Source organism: Alloscardovia venturai (assembly GCF_042676605.1).
In the GTDB taxonomy this organism is placed as follows: domain Bacteria; phylum Actinomycetota; class Actinomycetes; order Actinomycetales; family Bifidobacteriaceae; genus Alloscardovia; species Alloscardovia venturai.
In genome coordinates this window covers 132138-151852 of sequence record NZ_JBHTHQ010000012.1, presented here as the reverse complement: position 1 = coordinate 151852, position 19715 = coordinate 132138, and the positions used below count along the sequence as shown (strand labels likewise).

General features: G+C 46.7%; 18 protein-coding genes. 4 read left to right on the top strand and 14 right to left on the bottom strand.

All coding sequences use genetic code 11. The annotated features are described in order from the left end of the window. Nucleotide 1: 1 nt before the first annotated feature. Both ACFQY8_RS02290 and ACFQY8_RS02285 read right to left on the bottom strand, forming a co-directional pair. Nucleotides 2-673: an ATP-binding cassette domain-containing protein gene (locus tag ACFQY8_RS02290; RefSeq protein WP_377938190.1), complete on the bottom strand. Its 672-nt coding sequence runs from the start codon at nucleotides 671-673 to the stop codon at nucleotides 2-4. 73 nt (nucleotides 674-746) lie between these two features. Further along, entirely contained in the window at nucleotides 747-1082 is a 336-nt protein-coding gene (locus ACFQY8_RS02285) for a hypothetical protein (RefSeq protein WP_377938188.1), read from the bottom strand. 348 nt (nucleotides 1083-1430) lie between these two features. On the opposite strand from ACFQY8_RS02285, the gene ACFQY8_RS02280 reads away from it, so the two are divergent. Continuing rightward, on the top strand, nucleotides 1431-1910 hold the full coding sequence (locus tag ACFQY8_RS02280; protein ID WP_377938186.1) for an ArsB/NhaD family transporter: 480 nt from the start codon (nucleotides 1431-1433) through the stop codon (nucleotides 1908-1910). A gap of 257 nt (nucleotides 1911-2167) precedes the next feature. Here ACFQY8_RS02280 and ACFQY8_RS02275 read toward each other — a convergent pair whose 3' ends face one another. The 9 genes from ACFQY8_RS02275 to ACFQY8_RS02235 form a co-directional block, all read right to left on the bottom strand. Further along, nucleotides 2168-3328, bottom strand: coding sequence for a cation diffusion facilitator family transporter (locus ACFQY8_RS02275; RefSeq protein ID WP_377938184.1), 1161 nt, complete (start codon nucleotides 3326-3328; stop codon nucleotides 2168-2170). Nucleotides 3329-3518: 190 nt separating this feature from the next. After that, nucleotides 3519-4535: an asparaginase gene (locus ACFQY8_RS02270; protein WP_377938182.1), complete on the bottom strand. Its 1017-nt coding sequence runs from the start codon at nucleotides 4533-4535 to the stop codon at nucleotides 3519-3521. Further along, nucleotides 4535-6046, bottom strand: coding sequence for an amino acid permease (locus ACFQY8_RS02265; RefSeq protein ID WP_377938180.1), 1512 nt, complete (start codon nucleotides 6044-6046; stop codon nucleotides 4535-4537). The genes ACFQY8_RS02270 and ACFQY8_RS02265 overlap by 1 nt, the downstream gene beginning before the upstream one ends. Beyond that, nucleotides 6046-7254 (bottom strand): aminotransferase class I/II-fold pyridoxal phosphate-dependent enzyme, encoded by a 1209-nt coding sequence (locus ACFQY8_RS02260; protein WP_377938178.1) that lies wholly within the window; start codon nucleotides 7252-7254, stop codon nucleotides 6046-6048. The genes ACFQY8_RS02265 and ACFQY8_RS02260 overlap by 1 nt, the downstream gene beginning before the upstream one ends. A 92-nt stretch (nucleotides 7255-7346) precedes the next feature. Then, nucleotides 7347-8513, bottom strand: coding sequence for a type 2 isopentenyl-diphosphate Delta-isomerase (gene fni, locus ACFQY8_RS02255; protein WP_377938176.1), 1167 nt, complete (start codon nucleotides 8511-8513; stop codon nucleotides 7347-7349). Between the two features lie 19 nt (nucleotides 8514-8532). Then, a complete protein-coding gene (locus tag ACFQY8_RS02250; protein WP_377938174.1) occupies nucleotides 8533-9633 on the bottom strand; it encodes a phosphomevalonate kinase in 1101 nt (366 codons plus the stop codon). Continuing rightward, nucleotides 9626-10687, bottom strand: a complete 1062-nt coding sequence (gene mvaD, locus ACFQY8_RS02245) for a diphosphomevalonate decarboxylase (RefSeq protein WP_377938172.1) — start codon at nucleotides 10685-10687, stop codon at nucleotides 9626-9628. Before mvaD ends, ACFQY8_RS02250 begins: the two co-directional genes overlap by 8 nt. Nucleotides 10688-10697: 10 nt before the next feature. Then, nucleotides 10698-11711 (bottom strand): mevalonate kinase, encoded by a 1014-nt coding sequence (gene mvk, locus ACFQY8_RS02240; RefSeq protein ID WP_377938170.1) that lies wholly within the window; start codon nucleotides 11709-11711, stop codon nucleotides 10698-10700. 163 nt (nucleotides 11712-11874) lie between these two features. Beyond that, nucleotides 11875-12831, bottom strand: coding sequence for a multicopper oxidase domain-containing protein (locus ACFQY8_RS02235; protein WP_377938168.1), 957 nt, complete (start codon nucleotides 12829-12831; stop codon nucleotides 11875-11877). A gap of 327 nt (nucleotides 12832-13158) precedes the next feature. Between ACFQY8_RS02235 and ACFQY8_RS02230 the strand changes: the two genes are divergently transcribed. The 3 genes from ACFQY8_RS02230 to ACFQY8_RS02220 all read left to right on the top strand — a co-directional run bounded on the left by ACFQY8_RS02230 (nucleotide 13159) and on the right by ACFQY8_RS02220 (nucleotide 15111). Beyond that, the gene (locus ACFQY8_RS02230; RefSeq protein WP_377938166.1) at nucleotides 13159-13413 is read left to right on the top strand and encodes a hypothetical protein; all 255 of its coding nucleotides are present in this window, start codon (nucleotides 13159-13161) and stop codon (nucleotides 13411-13413) included. Further along, on the top strand, nucleotides 13410-14051 hold the full coding sequence (locus ACFQY8_RS02225) for a zeta toxin family protein (protein WP_377938164.1): 642 nt from the start codon (nucleotides 13410-13412) through the stop codon (nucleotides 14049-14051). Before ACFQY8_RS02230 ends, ACFQY8_RS02225 begins: the two co-directional genes overlap by 4 nt. Before the next feature lie 349 nt (nucleotides 14052-14400). Beyond that, on the top strand, nucleotides 14401-15111 hold the full coding sequence (locus ACFQY8_RS02220) for a helix-turn-helix domain-containing protein (RefSeq protein ID WP_377938162.1): 711 nt from the start codon (nucleotides 14401-14403) through the stop codon (nucleotides 15109-15111). 18 nt (nucleotides 15112-15129) lie between these two features. Here ACFQY8_RS02220 and ACFQY8_RS02215 read toward each other — a convergent pair whose 3' ends face one another. The 3 genes from ACFQY8_RS02215 to ACFQY8_RS02205 form a co-directional block, all read right to left on the bottom strand. After that, on the bottom strand, nucleotides 15130-16170 hold the full coding sequence (locus ACFQY8_RS02215) for a glycosyltransferase family 2 protein (protein ID WP_377938308.1): 1041 nt from the start codon (nucleotides 16168-16170) through the stop codon (nucleotides 15130-15132). 166 nt (nucleotides 16171-16336) lie between these two features. Beyond that, entirely contained in the window at nucleotides 16337-16930 is a 594-nt protein-coding gene (locus tag ACFQY8_RS02210; RefSeq protein WP_377938160.1) for a GtrA family protein, read from the bottom strand. Further along, nucleotides 16923-19355: a glycoside hydrolase family 3 C-terminal domain-containing protein gene (locus ACFQY8_RS02205; protein WP_377938159.1), complete on the bottom strand. Its 2433-nt coding sequence runs from the start codon at nucleotides 19353-19355 to the stop codon at nucleotides 16923-16925. The genes ACFQY8_RS02210 and ACFQY8_RS02205 overlap by 8 nt, the downstream gene beginning before the upstream one ends. Nucleotides 19356-19715 lie beyond the last annotated feature (360 nt).

Here is a 19715-nt window from a genome sequence, read left to right as displayed (position 1 = left end):
GTTATCCGCCTATGATGGAATAATCCTCAATACGATATTTTTTATCTGCGATATCCGCAATTGCTAGGTCATGTGTAGCAACTATGACTATGATGCCACGATTGTGTGCGAGTTGATGTAATTTTTCTCCTACAAGAAGCGAGTTCTCCTTATCAAGAGCTCCTGTGGGTTCATCTGCGAGTAATACCTGCGGATTTAACATAAGTGCACGAGCAATAGATACGCGCTGCTGCTCTCCTCCGGACAAATCACTTACGAGAGTATCATACTTGTCTTCAATATCCAGTTCGGCGAGTAATTCCTTTGCACGCTCCTCATCACTATGTCTTACTTTGAGTTCTGCAATTTCTACACTCAAGAGAAGATTCTCTCTCACAGTCATGTAAGGTATCAGACTATAGTCTTGATATACTTGAGAAATAATTTCTTGCCGTAATTTTTGTATAGAAAAATCATTTATCGAGTGTGAATCGAATTTTATTTCGCCATTGTGAAATTGCAGTTGTCTCGCGAGGAGTTTAAATAACGTAGTTTTTCCTACGCCGCTTACACCCGTGATTGCATACATATCTCCACTTTGGAATTCTGCATTTACTTGAGCAAAAATGCATCTTTCTTGATGAGTATTTTTATTTTCGTATGAGAAATCAAGATTCTGAATAGAAATTTTCATAATAGTCTGCTTCTATAGAAAATGAATAGAAGGTTTTAGAGAGCACCTATTAGAGTACTCTCTAAAAGCTGTATCAGCGATATCCGTAATCTATACGGCTACCGCGTACCCAACCGTAATTCATTGCCGCAGACCACTGAGGAGTATCATAATTATATTTGAGCCGCGTAAACCATACTGAATGAAAATCGGGACGACCACTAATGTCAAGAGTTACTTGAGCCTTTGTATCTTTATTAAGCGCCTTACAATTTCCACGACCATGCGTATACCCCACTCCATTTACGAGCCAAGCAGTGCAATTACCACCTAAAGCCTGAGCCTCATTCGGCATAAAGCCTATTGAAAGCGCCCATAACGCCATAAAAGCTATGATTACTGCTGGAATCCTTTTAACCATTCTTTTCATTTTTTTCTCCTTAAAATGAGAGTACTCCTATCATCTTCGACAAAAGTACCCTCATTTTAACTCTGAAAATTAACATTATTCCACTAAATTCCAACAAGTATAGTTACCTCTGAATTACCAGTTTAATCGTTACAGTTTGGTGTGAGAAATGTGTCATTGATATCCCGCGAAATAACCATATTTCCCCATTTTGCCAAATTAATCGTTACAGTCAGATTGTGAAAGAAATAGGGTCATTGATTTTCCTCCTTCTGAGAATGCGGTAGTTCCTCAGAATATCAATGACCTATCTTTTACAGCCGTATGCAACGATTAAACTGACAATTCAGATTCACTAAGCGGTTCGGTATGCAGGCTAATGCGCGACACCGCAACCGCATTATGCAGCTTGATGAAAATGAGGCAATCAAGGATCCCCGCATTTTTAAGCAAAGTATTGTGATGATTGTACTGACTGCTGTTGGTTTCGCCGTTCATGGTACTTTGGGTTTAGAATCTTCTACTATCGCGTTGGCTGCTGCAGCGATTTTGATACTTATTAGTCATTGCAATGTTGAAAAAACCATACTCGGCGTGGAATGGACTACTATCGGATTCTTTATAGCACTTTTTGTGATTGTCGGAGCTCTTTCTGAAACTGGCTTAATTTCAACGGTTGCAACTTGGCTCACGTATGCGACTGCTGGAAATACGATGATTACCATGATTGTGTTGTTATGGGCTAGCGCTCTTATCAGCTCGATTTTGGACAACATTCCATCTGTTGCAACGCTTATCCCAATCATTAGTGCTATGCAGATGCAAGGAATTGATATAATCCCTCTATGATGGGCAATATCTTTAGGCGCATGTTTAGGCGGTAACGGAACCTTAATCGGTGCATCAGCAAACGTAATACTTTCTGAAATCAGTACAAGAGCAGGATATCCTATCACATTTAAATCATTTACTCAGTATGGATTCCCACTCGTGCTAGTAAGCATTACGATTGCAACAGTTTATTTATTGCTTCGCTTCGCTTTGTGAAGTCTTAAATTTAATCTGCACCTAGCAGGGGAATACATCTATGCATGGCTCTATTCCCCTTACTCTTCATAATTTGCAGGCTCTAGGTGCCCCTGATTTGGCACACGATCCAAGCCACGGCGATGGTCAGGCTCTACCCAAATTTGTAGCGTGTACTGAGGAAATGCCTCGTATAGTTTCTTCTCTATGCCGTTGATGACGTCTTCTATGAAGAAATCATTGTCCGATGCATCTTGCAAAACCTTATCGACCTCCACTTTGAAAGACGGATGTATAAAGTCCTCAGACTTGTGAGTTATCTCATAGGATATAACTGATTTCACTCCAGGATACGTCGCCACGATATTGAGCATTTTCTCGATAATGTGACGGTGTGGCGCTTCTTCATTGAGCATAGAAGCAATTTTCACAGCCAGCGCTATACCGCCGATAGCAATGAACGCACCATCAGCTGCGCCGCCGATGGCATCATACAGCTCATTGCCCGTTATACGCGCGATGAGTAAGCCAATTCCAGCGATGATAAGACCTGCTATCGCTAAACTATCTTCCGTCATCACCGTAGCAAGCTCCGCAGCTTTCGTCTTTTTCCAGAACTGGAACATAGTCAAGCCTTCAAGCCCTTCAAGTTTCATCTGCGCGCGAGCTTCTTTGAACGAGACTGACAGTGAAATTCCCTCTACGATAAGCGCGAAAACGATTGCTGCGGCACCAAGCCAGAATCCCGTGTCATCAAGCGGAGAAAAACCGCCGTGAGCTATGATTTCCTCAATCTTTGCCGCAGAATTCATGACGGAGTATAGTCCACCCACGAAGAAGAGTAGCAATGCCACGATTAGACTCGACACATTGCGGAAATTTGCCCAGCCTTGAGGGTGACGTTCATCCGGATCACTGCGCTGGCTGAACCATTTGCCAAAAATCAGCATGGCTTCATTACCGCAGTCCGAGAAGGAGTGCACAGATTCAGCGAGCAATGCTGACGACTTGCCGATGAGGGCAGCGATGAGTTTAAAGAGAAATACCAAGAAGTTAACAATCAAAGCCGCGATGACTGAAGAACCGCCATGCTCATTCTTTTCAGTCGCCTTGACGATATTCCGTGCGTTCAGCTCTGACTCTTCCACTAGGGAAGCGCTCTGCTTCTCATTTGCCGGATTAAGATTGGTTACATTCTGCTTTTCTGAGACTGAACTCGTGACATCTGCGGAAATACTCATATCTCAAGACTACTCAAACCGAAAGCCCTCCGCGACATTTTGCGAAGGGCTTTACAAGTTTCAAGCAGTTCAAGCAGTTGCAAGTAGCTTCAGGTAGTTAAGGAAAGTACCGCGGGTATTTAATGTGTGCTTGAACTTCACACTACACGCACCTTCTACTCGCTCAGTCGCTCACACCTCACTCACTCATCTACACGCTCGGCACCGTAGTCTGCTCTGTTAATTCACTGCAGATAGGCTTACCGATCCACTGCGCGAGCTCTTGTCCACGTAAACCCTGTGAAAGAAGAAATACGATTTTGGCATATACTGCTTCGAGCACCATATCTGCCGTACCCACGGCGCCAACTTTTTCAAGCGCATCGCCCGTTTCGTAGTGTCCGAGAAGGACTTCCGCCTGCTGACACTGAGAAGCTACCACCACGGGTACACCAGAATCGATAGTCTCTTTGATGACGTCTACCAAGCCTGGCTCGTCTGATGGAATATTTCCCACGCCAAAAGCGCGAATCATCACTGCTTCGGGCAATGGTGTCAGCATAGCTTTCAGACGCTGTGCCGTGATGCCCGGCACCATATCGATGACGGCGATATCGTGACGTTCATATGGTTTCGGATCTTTCCACCCACAGCCATTTTTCTCGAGAGGGAACCAATGCCACGGTGTACCCGTCTTTGCTAGAGGACCAGTCGATGGAGAAGAGAATCCTTCAAATGCCCACGATGAGGACTTCGTTACGCGATTTCCCGCGAAGAGGTGATGTCCAAAGAACAGTCCTACTCCTGCTGTACGCAAAGAAAGTGCTGCATTTAAGGCACCGGTCACGTTTGCTGTAGCATCCGTTTCTACAGTACCAAGTGGATGTTGAGAGCCAGTTAAGATGACAGGCTTCCCAAACTCTGTAAGCGCATAAGAGAGTGCCGCAGCAGAGTAACTCATCGTGTCTGTACCATGAAGGACCACAAAAGCATCTGCATCGTCACGATGAGCCCATAAATCGTCAATGATAGCTTGCCAATTATCAGGAGTCGCATTCGACGAGTCAATAAGTGGATCCAACTCCGTGATGGACACTCGACCATTATCTAAGCGAGTACCTTCAAGCAAGTGATACAGCCAGCCTTTAAGATCTGCTCCCGGCACAAGCCCATGCTCAGACTGAACCATGCCAATAGTGCCACCGGTATAGGTCACATGAATTCGCATTATCTCGCTCCTTGCTGCTCTGGCTCAAGCACGTCTGCCACACCGTCATTATCAGAGTCAAGCATAGTATCCATAAGGTCGCCGTTGATACGCCCTCGTACGTAGAACCAGCCTGCCACCATCGCGAGCACAACGACAGCAAACAACGCTAGCGTCTTTTGACCTGCAGGGTCGAAAAGATTGGAGAGCACAACGACAGCAAAGAATGCGATAGAAATGTAATTTGACCATGGAGCCCACGGCATGTGATAGCTCGGACGAGTTTCTTCACCCTTCTTCACCTTATTTATAAATGCCACATGCGTGACAAGTATCATAATCCATGTGCCTGCGATACCGATACCCGCAAGGTTCATAATAATGTCGAATGCATCTGCAGGAACCACAGCGTTTACGATAACGCCGATGATACCGAGTACAGCAGTAATCATAATGCCACCATATGGCACTTTGTTCTTGTTCATGCGAGCGGCAAACTTTGGACCAGAACCTGCAATTGCCATAGAGCGAAGAGTACGACCTGTAGCATACAGACCCGCATTCAGCGAAGAGAGAGACGCCGTCAGTACGACGACTTGGATGATGTCGCCAGCGCCCGGCACGCCAAGTCCCTTGAAGAATGTGACGAATGGAGATTCATTCGAGGAGTAAGCGGTGTAAGGAAGCACCAAAGCCATCAGGATGACAGAGCCTACATAGAAGACGAAGATACGCAAAATCATGGAGTTGATAGCCTTCGGAAGCACTTTCTGCGCATCCTGAGTCTCGCCAGCTGCTACACCGACCATCTCAGTACCGCCAAATGCGTACACGACGCCAAGCGTAAGTGAGAAGACTATAGTCAGTCCCTTAGGAAGGAGACCACCGTAGTTAGTGATGTTTTCAAATCCTGCATGGACAGCTTGCCCACTCACAGTGCTTGTCTTTGCGTGAAGAATGATAGCAACAATAGCTACTACCATGAAGATTACGATGGTCGCCACTTTGATAGCAGCAAACCAGAACTCCGCTTCGCCAAACATTTTGACACTCAGCATATTAAGCGCGAAAACAAGCGCGAGCGCAATGAGGGCTAACACCCACTGCGGTATAGGCTGGAACAAAGACCAATAGTGCAGATACAACGCTACAGCGGTGATATCCGCCATCACAGTCGTAGCCCAGTCAAGGAAGAAGAACCATCCGGTAATGTATGCGCCCTTTTCGCCTAGGAACTCACGCGAATACGACACAAACGCTCCAGAGCTTGGACGACGGATAGCGAGCTCGCCGAGAGCACGAACCATGAGGAATGCGAAAATGCCGCAGATAGCATAGGCAATCGTCAGTCCTGCTCCACCTTGTGCTAAGCGTCCACCGGCGCCGAGGAACAGTCCCGTACCGATAGACCCACCGATAGCAATCATCTGAATGTGACGAGCCTTCAGACCCTTGTCATAATCAGCATCACCGTGGTCGTGACTAGCCGGCAGCTTCTTTTCTTCTTCTTGAGTATGAGTATCTTGTGCCACTAATTTTGCTCCTTTAGCCAAGCGCGAATGCGCTGTACAGATTCTTGAAGATTTTCCATGCTCGCCGCATAGCTCGCACGCACCCATCGTGAGTTTGGATTTCCAAATGCGGCGCCTGGGATAACTGCCACTTTTGCTTCCTTCGCAAGCTTTGTGCAGAACTCAAGACCTGTACCTTCAAACCATTGCGGCATTTGGATGAAGAGATAGAACGCACCATCCGGATATGCCACAGTTAAGCCAAGATTTGTTAGAGCAGTATAGAGGAAATCTTTGCGAGCGCGATAAGCCTCTACCATGCGTTCGATGTCTTCGTCGCCATGACGATAGCCTTCTTCAGCGGCATCCATAGTGAATGTAGCTCCTGTGGCTACATTGGACTGATGTACCTTGACGAATTGATCTGCAAGCTCTGCAGGAGCTGCTATATAGCCCACACGCCAGCCTGTCATAGCGAACGTCTTTGACGCAGAGTCAATGAGGATGGTGTGTTTAGGCGCATAGCGAGCGATGGAATCTGCACGGCCCTCGCCGTAATACACTTCCGCGTACACTTCATCTGACACCACGATGACGTCATGCTTGATGACAACCTGCGCCAGCGCCTTCAGCTCTTCAGAATTTAATGCTACACCCGTTGGGTTATTAGGATAATTGATGATGAGAACTGGCTTTTTCTGGGCGTTATGAGCACGCTCAATCGCAGCTTCAAGTTGGTCTGGAGTTAACTTAAATCCGGTTTCTGTCGTGTCAATAAGGTCTAAAGCCCCACCCGCAAGAAGGGTCTGCGTCTTGTACGCGCCAAATGCCGGGATAGGAATGATGGACTGCGTCTCTTCGCTCAGGATGGAGCCCAGTACAGAAGACAGAGCCTCCGAGCCACCTACTGTCGCGACAATATTGTCAACGCTGTAATGAAGGTCGCGACGTCGCTGCAAGTAGTCGACGACTGCCTGCCGAAATCCCATCGTTCCAGCATTTGGAGCATAGTGCGTACGTCCAGCCTGGAGTGCTTTAATGCCAGCTTCTGTTACGCGGTTAGGAGTAGGAAAATCAGGCTCACCAAGAGTTAGTTTAATAATCCCCGGAATATCGGAAATGTCAGCATCAAAAGAGCGGATGAGCGAACCGCGGATATCGCGTACAGGTTCACGTACTGTGTCGTTTACTACGTGGTCTGCCACTCTTAGTTTAGATTCATTAGTCATAAAATCCCGCCTTTTCAGTTCAATTGCAGGGGTTCTGAGCCCCACTTTACTCGCTCACTTCGAATAGCAGTATATCTTTAGGCTGTTTTATCTCATTTCCGAAATTTGCTAAGAGAAGTTAGGGTCATTAAAAATTGCTCACTGTCTCTTCCAGCAAAGCGCTGACTCAAGTATTGAACCAAACTTTCTGGCAAAACAATTTCTGCATTCTCTCGCAAATCCTCAATGGATGTCACACCGAGAATCGTCATAATATTTGCGATGTGCCCATCCCACTCTTGTATCAAATCAACTGTGCGAGATACAGCGTCCCGCGCAGAGTCAGAATCGGAAGAGCCGCCAGTGACAGAATGGAGAAACGGAGCTGAAAGTCCTACTGCATCTGCCCCCAGAGCAAGATATTTCACGATATCTAATGGATTTTGCACGCCTCCACTCGCGATGATTTCCGCATCAATCTGCATATCACGACATGCGAAGAGAGCTTCCGACAGAGAGCGCAGAGTACTGATGCCCCAACCTTCGAGATAGTCATAATCGTGTTCAGCATTACGAGCGTTCTCAATTTGGATGAAGTTTGTGCCACCACGGCCGGCGATATCGACTGTCATTACGCCAATGTCAAGAAGTTTTGCCACCGTGGCATAGCTCATGCCGAAGCCGACCTCTTTAACGATGACCGGCACACCAAGTTCGGAAACAAACTGGGAGATATGGTCTATCCAGCCTGTAAAATCACGCTCACCCTCCGGCATGACAATTTCCTGAGCAGCGTTGAGATGGATTTGAAGTGCCGAAGCACCGATGAGGTCTGTAACAAGCCCCGCCGATTCCAGAGTATGCTCGGCCCCAAGATTTGCAATGAAACACACATCAGGAAAATCTTGGCGAAGAGCTTTGTACGCATCGCGCGTTTGAGCGTTTTTTACAGCAATGCTCATTGAGCCTAGTGCGAGTGGAATGCCCGTTTTCTGCGCTACAGCAGCAAGACGACGGTTGACCTCATTTGTCTTTTCTGTACCGCCCGTCATCGCATTAATGAAAAATGGGCGGTCTACGTGTATGCCAGCAAACGATGTTTCACGTGAAACATCTGCACGATTTGTCTCTGGAAGTGAGTTATGAATGAACTGTACATCATCAATCTCTCTGTGCTCAGACCGTCCTATCTGCTCTGTCTGCCGCGAGTGGGCAGCCGCATAAAACTGCCCAGCAAGGCGCAGATGGTCATCTTTGCGAGAGGAAATGTGCGTGTCCATATCGATTTCTACCTTAGCCTTACTTCAACTTCCAGTCTGTCATTACCATTATCCCAGCAGCCTGCCACCGTCGAGTGAGCTCTGCAGCCTCATTGAAAGTCTGACTTTCTCGGCCTGCATTACTTACCCCATCTACGGCTTTCATCGCTATGAGGCAGTCACCACCACCCGCACCAGAAGGCTTTGCTGCATATCCGATGCTCTCTGCGATTTCACGCGCATTCGCCAATTTTTCGGTTTCAATATAACCACCGGTAACAAGTGAAAGCTCAGTAATATTCTTTGACTGCTGCCTGTAACTATCCACAAAATCCTCAGCATTATACCGTTCAAGTGCTGACCACATTTGGCGAGTAATCTCAGACGACCGCTGGCAAAAGCTGCGATATGCCTCGTTCTGATTCGACTTGTATGCCGCCATGCGTTGTACAAAATCAGCAGAACTTGCAGGCTCTCCAGTCCAGCCTATAACGACGTGTAGTTTCTCTGCTACAAGTCTTTCCAAAGCGTTGTTTGAATGAATTTCTAGCCCATCCCAATGCGCAGAAACAAGATCATGAAAAGTAGCAGAGCTATCTCGCATCTTTGAGCTCAGGTACTCCAAACAAGAGAGTGAAGGACGGCGATAAGAAATCACTCTTCCCGTAGAAGCGCTGGCGAGATCACCGAAAGAGCCATTGTCTTTGACAAGGAGTTCAGCCAAAACCGCGAGTTTATACACCATTACGCTGTTGTAATCCACCGCACACCAGTCTAAATACGCCTCAATCACTGCTACTGTCACCGCGCCGGACGAGCCGAGACCATATTTGCGACCGTTACCATCGACGAGCGTGGATATGATATCCACCGTGAGATGCTGTCCAGACTGTAAAGTCGGTCTGCGATTACTCTCAGCACAGTAGCGCGCAGCTACGTATGACGCTGCTTTGACATATCTATCACGGTCATTCACATCAAACGTAGGTGCTGCATCCTCATCCACAAGGATACGTGGGTCACGCTCGCCTGAAACAGTAAAATGAGCCGCGAGCGAGCGCGTATACATTGAGGAGATTATGGCAGCTGCACCATCGACCACTGCATACTCTCCAGATAGATAAAGTTTGCCATTAGCCATATATTCCACCGTACATCTGAGCCCACTTATCCTTACTCAACGTCTCTGGGCCACTCCCAGGGAGGGCATCGAAGAGAGTAATTTCAGGGAAGCGTTCAGCAAGCTTATCATGCACGAACTGCTGCTCACTTGCGCGACAGAGAATTTTTACATTCGGACCAGCATCCATCGTGAAGTAGACACTCAAGCCGCTGTCACGCATTTCATGAACGAATTCGATGACCCGCCAGCTGCGACTCGTGAGATAAGTAAACGGAGGATTTGCAGCAAACATCGTAGCGTGGAACTTCATGCAGTTTGCCTCCATAGCTGCCCCGATTTTGTCAATATCTCGCTCTCTAATTCCTTCTCGCACCGTAGCGAGATCTTGCTCAGAAGCCTCACGCCAGAGAGAGTAGAAGGATGAGGTTTCTGCAGTATGTTTCATTCCATAAGTACTTGAAATTTTCTTGTGCTGTGTAGAGATTGCCGCAAGAACCATCGCCACATCCCAGCGAGCATCATCGACAGGGATAGCGCACGAATCGTTAGAGCCAGTACCATACGACCACTCCACGAAACCACCAAAAATACTGCGCGTAGCAGAACCTGAACCACGGCGCGCAAACGTAGAGAGTTCCCGATCATCCATAGCCACAGTCTGAGGGAAAGCCGACTCAAAAGCATCTCTAAGTGCCCAAGCGAGAGCTGCAAATCCACTCGACGAGCTTGCCAGCCCTGCAGCAGTAGGCACATGATTGACACTTTCCACTCGCATTCGAGGAGTCTGTTCTGGCACACTATACCTAGCTCGGAAAAGATCGATGACACGCGTAATCTTTACTGTCGATTTATCATCCTGCTTCTCGCCCGCGAGCCAAAGCTCATCACTGCTCAACTTTGGGTCAAACCGCACCCGAGTGTCCGTGTACAGAGAGTCAAGAGTCAGTGAAAGGCTCGGCGATGTCGGCAAGAAAAGCTTTTCATCACGCTTTCCCCAGTACTTAATAAGCGCGATATTTGTATGTGCGCGAGCGACGCTCCATGTGTTTACTTCTTGTTTATCCACTGTCATCCCTGCCTCCTCACTTGCTCGGTGATGTAAGGTTTACAGTCCATGTGCGTACAGCGCCAGCACTTTCCAAAGCAGTAATGATGCTGTGCGCGTGCGCTTTATCTCGCGCTAATGCAATCATGCATCCGCCTCGGCCACCGCCAGTAAGCTTTGCTCCCAGCGCTCCTGCACCTCGCGCCGTTTGAATCAGACTATCAAGCTCTCCGCTGGACACAGTCAGAGTAGAGAGAATTTCTTGAGCTTCATTCATATGTGCGCCAAGAGACGTCATATCGTTCTCCTGCAATGCCCGTTTAGCCGCTATCGATAAGTCAGCAAGTCTCTCTATATCGCGATGCGCACGATTTCTTACGACATCATCATCTTCGTATAGCAAACGATGTACATCGCTGACTGCTTCTTTCGTTGCGCCTGTAACTCCCGTATCAGCCGCTACAAGCACAGCAGGAGTGGAAAAATGTAAAGTAGATACTTCTTCCCCCTGCTGGAACCATATCGCGCTCTCCGCCGAGACCGCAACAGCGTCCATCCCTGAAGCATGAGCATGCGCAATATTTTCAGAAATTTGCGTGTAGTGGAAAAGTTCATCTGGTGTTAAAGAATAATGCGCATACGCCGCACACGCGCGAATAATTGCCACTGCGACAGCTGCCGACGATCCCATACCGCGTTCTCGTGGGATGCTTGATGTAATACTGATGCTTATCCCGCCGTCAATAGAAAAATCATTGCGTAGCACCACCACAAGTTCTTGAATGTTCCGCAAATTTTCTGGAGCTTTACTCAGCTTGCCAACATAATACTCGCAGTCAAGTCGCACACCCGAAGAATCGAGACATTCTGTCTCCATATCTGTCACCGTGGCGGTAATTGATGCTTCAGATAGTGGGAGTACAATTGCCGGCTTTGCATAGACAGCGGAATGCTCTCCCATGAGGATAATTTTGCCGTGAGCACTGCCCCTATACACTCTGTCTGAATTACTTCGAGAGCTCTCCTGCTGTGCACACGCTACTTCATTCATAGGCACTACTGTAAATGTTTCACGTGAAACATTCCGCACTGAAAAACTCTCCTATACAAGAAAAACACTCGCTTGCTAAGAAACAAGCCATCCGCACTATCTCACTCACTGTCACGCACGTAAAAGCAAGCACACACGCATACACATTCCTATGTCGCTCCTATCACTCGCTGACATGGAAGACACCATGTGCTCCTTTCGCAGCATACGCAGCAATGTGATTCATAAACGCATACGTACCCGAATGCTCGAAAGCAAATTCTACAAAAGCACCAGCAGTCGGGGCAACATTCACAGTCTGAGAACCCGTCTGCGCAGACATTGACACATCTAAAGTACGCTCCGCGGTGATATTGTAGCGACGCGCTGCCATGCCTACGTTATCGAGAACAGTGTATTCGCCTTCAGCCCACACAGTTGAGAACTGAACACCAACGATATGAAATGCGAGGTCTACATTTGGTCCAGCATTGACAATCCATATGCGTACTCTGTCTCCAACCTTCGCCTCGATAGGATGAGCGACATACTGGAATGCGCGACCATTGAACGCCACAAAATCAGGGCGGAGGTCGTTAAGACGATGAACATCCGCACTCTGCCCGTTATCCCCGCAGTAAATCTCATGCTGCATGAGGATAATTTCATGATTGACATCTACCAAACCATTTTCAGGCTCGATAATGACAGCTCCTAGCATACCATTTGCCATGTGCTCTCCCATGGGAACACACGAGCAGTGATACAGCCAAATCCCCGTGCGCTTGGCAGTAAACGTATACTCATGAGTCTCGCTAGGCATAATTGGCTTCATCAAATCGTCTGGACTTCCATCAATGCCTGCGTGGAAATCAATGTTGTGAGCGATATCAGAACTGTTATGAACGACGACATGAAAAGTGTCACCAACCCGTCCACGAAGTGTCGGCGCAGGAATACTGCCGTTATATACCCATACGGTCTGCGTAAAATCGTCAGTAAGTTTCATGATTTCATGAGTGATATCCAATTCAATCCGCCGCTCATGGGAAGAAATTTCCTGCGTATAGTGGGGGATATATGGATCAACACGATCAACTTTATGCACGAACTCATGCAATTCTTCAGGAGTAGGTCTCATATGGTTTAGTTTATGCTGTGCGCTCTAGAAGAAGCGCAACAAATCTTGAGTAGTTTTCTTAGGATATGAAAATGTTGAGACAGCACATATGTATGTTCACTTTGATAACGACTATCTCTGTGAAGTAACTGTCACGTACAGCTTACCTAAACTAAAGAAAAATAACACTATCGCTCCTGCTCACACTACACTTACTATGAATATGTTCCTCTAACATTCGCACATTTATCACATGCCAAATTAGCTCTATCATATTTGAGTTATCCATACTTAACGTATAGAACTATACGATTACACGGTTAGGAGAAACTAACGACACAGCAAGTTTTGCATGATTATGATCCTATGCTTTATGACATTATGCGCGAAACAGCTAATAGACTCGCAGGAGAATTTATTTACTTGTCCCGTCAAGCACAGAATCCAATAGAAAAACAGGCTTTTCTTGAAGCGAATTATGGAGTAATGCAAGAGACAAATACAGTCGATATTTCTAGCAAGGAAGCCGTAGAAGCTAAAACACGGGAATTCGCACAGCGGTTAAAGCATATTGAAAACGTTCAAAATAAAGTAGAAGCATGACTGAATACTCGCTACTTGAAGCTGAACTTGAACAGATTTTTGATACTGAAATTGCTCCAGAGATTCCACTTTCTAACTCAGATAGTGTTCCAACTATTATTCTTGTTGGCACACAGCCAGATGCCGGTAAAACACAAGCAGTAAATGCAGCGAGCAGAGAACATAATAATGCGTATCAAGTCGTTGGCGATGACTTACGTAAATATCATCCTGCTTATCGTCAACTTATGGATACTGACCCATTAGCCATGCCTGATGCTACCGCTCAAGCATCGGACACATGGGTAGAAATGAGTCTAGACTATCTTAAAACTCATAAGCAAAGTCTTATCCTCGAGACAACAATGCGCCATAAAAATGCTGTACAAAAGACTTTGGAAGAGTTCAAACAAGCAGGCTACAAGACCGAAGTAGTTATCGTATCAACTCCGCCACAAGTTAGCCTGATGAGTACGCTTACTCGCTATATTGGTCAAGTAGAGCAGTTTGGTGCAGGCCGTTTTGTCAATCCTAAAATTCACGACGAGGCTGTAAAAAACTTGGAAACAACAATTGTCAATCAAACATGTAACGGAAATATTGACATACTCACAATCACTAACCGTCCCGGTGAATTACATACCTTTGACCTACACTAGTAATAATAAGATACAACAACTCCAATCTGCTTTGAGACAACTTGGAATTGGTCAAAAAATTTCTTCTCTCACTGAGAAACAGAAAGACAGTATACTCACGACCAAAAACATATCCAAGACTTTATAAATAAACATCCAGAAGAAAAAGATGTTAGACAAATCTTTGAAAAATTCCGCGGGTAACTAAGCATCTGCTCACGAAGAAAACAGTCAAATAACTTCGTACTCAATTCACATGGATTGTTATTAATCGTTATAAGCCTAGCTTTAATAACTAATTTGAAAATTCCAGAAGATTCTAAAATCTGCGAGAGATGCTCTTATAACACACATTTGATAGTCTTAGCACATGGCAACTGACGCATCTATTCACACACGGTCTCGTGTACTCGCTCTCCTCAATACTCCTGAAAATGCCTATACTGCACAGCAAATCGCTCAGATACTTGACATTCACCCCACGACCGCACGTTTTCATCTAGAAAATCTTGTTAAAGAAAAAATTGTCGAACGTATCAATCGCCTCGACAAGTCTCCCACAGCATCTTCAACCTCGCTTGCAGAAAAAGCATCGCGCAGTCCATCTCGTGGCCGGCCTCACACATACTATCGTCGTCTCGAATCTACACCTGCATACATCACCATGATTCAAATCCTCGCTACAGCATTCAAATATGCACCTGAATCAGGTCGTGAGTACATCATTCGTGCCGGATATGAAGTCGGTTTACAGATAGCGCGCGAGCATAAGTATGTCTTTACAAGCGAAGACCCTGAAGCAATTATCAGAGTTCTGACTACTTTTGGATTTAATGTACGCCCCTACCAGCGCGTTAATGGGAAGATAACATCTATCGAAATCCTCAGTTGCCCGTTAGGCTCTCTTACCAAGCAGTATGCTGCGCTGTACTACGCCTATCAGGGTATGATTCGAGGAATTCTTCAACTTCCACTGCAAACCACACCAAAGCTGGAAAACATTATGACGAAAAATTCCATCATTTTAAGCCTCAGCCAATTAAAAAATCTGAGTCAACTCAATCGACGGAAATCGTTTTAATGAAAAGCCTTCAGTTACTTAGCTATTAAACCCCACAGCTTTATTTGCGATAGCATATCCGTACTTGACAAGGAGCTGCCCAAACTTGCCTGGTACATTGACGAAACGCACAGGCAGCTCTTGATCATACATATCTTTGTACATGCGTGGATTGTAGTCACGGAAACGTTTCCACATCTCATCACGCTGAGATGCACAGTGTGAGTCTTCGGCAAGTGTGAGGAATACTGATGTCACAACAAATTGGGAAGCCAAATAGTGGATCATGTACTTGTACAAACCGTCAGGCACAGTGCCGCGTTCCGGCTGCGCATGCATCATGATGTCGTTGACCCGAAGAAGCTGATCCACGCGCTTAATCATAATGTCCTTTTGGACGCTTTGCCCTTCGCGGCCAATGAAGTAACGGTAGAAGTCAATATTGAGGTATGTCAAGGTCTTCACATAAGGAAGCGGCTGGAATGAGAATATAAAGTCCACGTAGAAAGTATGTTCCGGCAACTTCAATCCCGCTTGACGAAGCACTTCCGAACGGAAGGTGAGAGTGTGCATAAGCAAATACTGACTCATGTGATATTTACCAATATTATCCCATGTCAGACGTTTGTTGGATTCAAAGACAGAGTTATATCGAATCACTTGCTTATGACGCTTTGTCACATTTTCATATACATAATTGCTCACCAGCAAATCTACAGGATCTGAAGTAAGTGACTGCGAGCGCAAAAAAGTTAAGTACGTGACATATGCTGCTTTGTCTATCCAATCGTCTGCATCGACGATTTTAATGTACTGCCCCGTGGCTGCTGCAATTCCTGCATTACATGCACCACCATGACCAGCATTAGCCTGATGAATTACGCGAACTACGTCCGGATGAGCATCCGCGTAACTATCAGCGACGTGAGCTGTGCCATCCTTGGAACCATCATCCACGATAACTACCTCGACATCTGACGTATCTGCAGTATCAAGTAAAGAATCGACACAGCGACCGAGGTAATCTTCCACATTGTAGGAAGGCACCACGAAAGAGATAGTCTTAGCAGTCATGGAAATCTTCTCCTTAACACAAATGTGTCTGGCGCACGCACCAGACACACTCATTGTATCAAAACTGTATCAAAAACGAGGTGAATCTAGGCAATCTTGGAACTACTGAAAATACTAGAAACCCGCAAGTCGCCAAGACGATGAGAAGGCTTCCCCCCTCGTGCTCTGTGATTTACTGAGCTGTTTCGGTAACTTCTTCAGTAGCGTTAGACTCAGTGCCAGTATCAGCTTCATTCTCAGTCGAATTATCGGTTTCAGCCTTTGCCTTCTTGCTCTTTGGCATGATCCAGAACTTGAGAAGAGGATAAGACACGACGACAGCCATCAACGTATTGAAGCAAGCAACTAACGTGGATGCAGCGCCACCCCAACCGATGGAATTAGCCCAAGCATTGATGTACTGAGGTGCGTAACCAGAGATGATGATAATGATAACGGCGAGGATGATGTATTTCCACGCAGAGTTCTTGAAGGAGGAGTCAGACTTAAACACCCACTTCATCTGAACGAAGAAGTTCACGGTCTGAGCCGCAATTTCTGCGATTAGTGTCGCAAGGAACGCACCACGACCGCCAGCCTGCGTACTGAAGTTATAAAACAGCCATTGGAATGGCATAGTCAAATGCAACGCATTCACAAACAGTGGTGTCAAACACCAAAGCAAGATGAATCGCGTAGCGGTAGAGACGTTTGACAAAACGTTAAAGACAATGAACTCCCACAAATCAGGATGCTCGTTTGCCCATTTCTTGATTGAATTAATCACGGGTAATCTCCTCAAGGGTCTTCTTGTTAGCTTTCTTATTGCGGAAGTACTCTGCAATCACGTGACCGAGACCCTTCCAGAAGTGCTTATTTGCGATAGTTACGATACCGTCCACCATCTCTGGGGAAATGAGACCGCCGGTCATCTTTGCCATTGCGCGTGGTGGCATGTTGAGCACAAATAGTGAGTTTAAATCAGGGGAGCCTGTGCGAGCCATCGCTTTGTCCCCCTGCTTTATCAAGGTATTCGCTACTGTGCGAGCTACCCATGAGCCAGAATCTACCCATGTGGAAATAGCGTCGTTAGGACCAAAGACTCCGTGGGTATCGTAAACTTCCGGTTTCTTACCGTATAGCGCTTCAAACTCTTCATTGGTCACATGCTTGACGTCGCCAGTCCAGTAGTGTCCCAGAGCCTCATCGCGCGACTGTGGCTCCATAGTGCCCTTGACCACGTGAGTTGCTGAGAGAGGAGCGTGCTCCACACTGTCTCCTACGAAGATTTCCCAAGCTCCTGACTCTGTCTGCCACGAGTTAGTCGCCACATCGAAGTGGCGGAATGTATACTCGTCAAACTCAATGCGCACCTGCTTAGACTCGCCAGCTTCGAGCTCTACACGCTGGAATCCCTTGAGCTCGCGAGCTGCGCGCAGAACGCTAGAATTTGCGTGATGGACGTAAAGCTGTGCTACGTCAGCACCTGCGACATTCGACGTGTTTGTCACTGTGAAAGTAACGCCCAAATCGTCTACCGACAACGCCGAATATTCGAAAGTGGAGTAGCTCAAACCAAAACCAAATGGGAAACGTACAGGCACATTCTGAGTGGTGTAGTAGCGATAGCCTACAAACGGACCTTCACGATAGATGGAGTCACGCTCAGCTACTGGGTAGAACTCAGCGTTTGGAACATCTTCATAGTGGACAGGCCATGTCTCAGCCAAATGACCTGAAGGATTAACAGCACCGGTAAGGACATCAACGGTTGCAAGCGCCCCCGCCTGACCAGATAGACCTACGTAGAGGATAGCGTCCACATCGTTGACAAATGGAACTTCTACCGCAGAACCAGCTACGAGCACGACAACAATTTTTTTGCCTGTCTTTACAAGCGCATTCAACGCATCAAGCTGAACTTGTGGGATGCGCATATGAGAGCGATCAAGACCTTCAGACTCAGAACGCTCATCCAAACCAATGCACGCCACGACAACGTCAGCATCTACAGACTTAACAGTGTTTACTGCTTCATCAATGAGAGCTGGATTGGCAGCACCTTGGCGGTCATATGCCTGAGCATAACCCGCTACTTCCACACCTTCTGTGTTCTTCAATGTGTCTAGCAAATTATCTACACGATACGCATTGACCTTAGAAGAGCCAGAGCCTTGATAGCGCGCAGTAGCTGCCATGTCGCCAACGACGACAACCTTTGCTCCACTTGTCAACGGCAGAACCGCATTGTCATTCTTCAAGAGCACTGCAGTCTTCTGCGCGATACGGCGTGCTACTTCGTGATGATTCTTCTTTTGCTCATCCGTGAGGAAACCATCACCAGAAGGCTTGGTATTGCAAGTCTTTTCAACGATATTAACGATATCTTGCGCCGCGGCAGTAAGGTCATCTTCAGACAATCGTCCTTCTTCTACGGCTTTGACGAGCTGACGAGCAGAAGCCAAACCTGCCGCTGGCATCTCCAAAGCCGCACCTACGCGCGCGGACTCAACGATGTCATTTGAACCACCCCAGTCAGAGATGACGATACCGTCATAGCCCCACTCGCCCTTCAAAATGTCTTTGATGAGGTGCTTATTTTCGTGAGCATATGTGCCATTGACCATGTTGTACGACGACATAATGGTCCACGGTTTAGCCTGTTTGATAGCAATTTCAAATGCTGTGAGGTAGTACTCGCGCAGAGTACGCTCATCGACGATAGAGTTTGATGCCTGACGGCGAAGCTCTTGAGAATTTACAGCGAAATGTTTAGGACACGCACCCACACCATTTGACTGGATACCTTCGATAAATCCTGCTGCAAGACGTCCTGCGAGCTGCGGATCTTCAGAATAATACTCAAAGTTTCGTCCGCACAAAGGATTGCGCTTCATATTGATACCAGGACCAAGAAGCACCTGCACGCCCAAATCCTTAGCTTCCTCGCCAAGAGCAGTACCCATTGCCTTTGCTTCTTGAGGATCCCACGAATTCGCTACAGTACCTGCCGTAGGGAAGCAGGTAGCTGGCTTAGACTCACCCAAACCAAGGTGATCTCCAGCGCCAGTTTGGCGTCGAACACCATTAGGACCATCACTCATCACAAACGATGGCAAGTCGTATTGCTTGAGCTCGCGGCTCTCCCACTCAGACTGGCCAGAAAGCAATGAAGCACGCTCAGTAAGCGTCATATCCTTTGCATTCACCATATGTCAATCTTTCCTTCGAAATGCAAGCTTCCTTGCATACATTCTCTCTATACGAGTTGCGACTGTCTTAGTTTAGCGAACGGGTTCTATAAAATTGTGTCACTGAGCACGAAATGTCGTATTTAATGCATGAACTGACCTAAAGCAGTGAGTGTGAGAGATGGGTTGGTGGGTGAGCTGGTAGGAGATAGTTTCTACGAGCGCGGACTTTAAGCTCTTTTTAAGACTTAAGAGTGTACTGAAAGATCAGGGAATACCGTAATGGATAGCATGTAATTCTGTTTAACTATACTGGTTGAGCTAGCAGCATTCTTATAGTATTACAGGTAGCCTAGTTTCGCGTTTCTCCTAGTGTAGCAG

Coding starts and splice junctions, on each gene's coding strand:
- mvaD (WP_377938172.1), bottom strand. CDS start 10,687: ATGACAGTGGATAAACAAGAAGTAAACACATGGAGCGTCGCTCGCGCA.
- mvk (WP_377938170.1), bottom strand. CDS start 11,711: ATGAATGAAGTAGCGTGTGCACAGCAGGAGAGCTCTCGAAGTAATTCA.
- ACFQY8_RS02270 (WP_377938182.1), bottom strand. CDS start 4,535: ATGCGAATTCATGTGACCTATACCGGTGGCACTATTGGCATGGTTCAG.
- ACFQY8_RS02290 (WP_377938190.1), bottom strand. CDS start 673: ATGAAAATTTCTATTCAGAATCTTGATTTCTCATACGAAAATAAAAAT.
- ACFQY8_RS02285 (WP_377938188.1), bottom strand. CDS start 1,082: ATGAAAAGAATGGTTAAAAGGATTCCAGCAGTAATCATAGCTTTTATG.
- fni (WP_377938176.1), bottom strand. CDS start 8,513: ATGGACACGCACATTTCCTCTCGCAAAGATGACCATCTGCGCCTTGCT.
- ACFQY8_RS02275 (WP_377938184.1), bottom strand. CDS start 3,328: ATGAGTATTTCCGCAGATGTCACGAGTTCAGTCTCAGAAAAGCAGAAT.
- ACFQY8_RS02260 (WP_377938178.1), bottom strand. CDS start 7,254: ATGACTAATGAATCTAAACTAAGAGTGGCAGACCACGTAGTAAACGAC.
- ACFQY8_RS02225 (WP_377938164.1), top strand. CDS start 13,410: ATGACTGAATACTCGCTACTTGAAGCTGAACTTGAACAGATTTTTGAT.
- ACFQY8_RS02235 (WP_377938168.1), bottom strand. CDS start 12,831: ATGAGACCTACTCCTGAAGAATTGCATGAGTTCGTGCATAAAGTTGAT.
- ACFQY8_RS02250 (WP_377938174.1), bottom strand. CDS start 9,633: ATGGCTAATGGCAAACTTTATCTATCTGGAGAGTATGCAGTGGTCGAT.
- ACFQY8_RS02205 (WP_377938159.1), bottom strand. CDS start 19,355: ATGGTGAATGCAAAGGATATGACGCTTACTGAGCGTGCTTCATTGCTT.
- ACFQY8_RS02280 (WP_377938186.1), top strand. CDS start 1,431: ATGCAGGCTAATGCGCGACACCGCAACCGCATTATGCAGCTTGATGAA.
- ACFQY8_RS02220 (WP_377938162.1), top strand. CDS start 14,401: ATGGCAACTGACGCATCTATTCACACACGGTCTCGTGTACTCGCTCTC.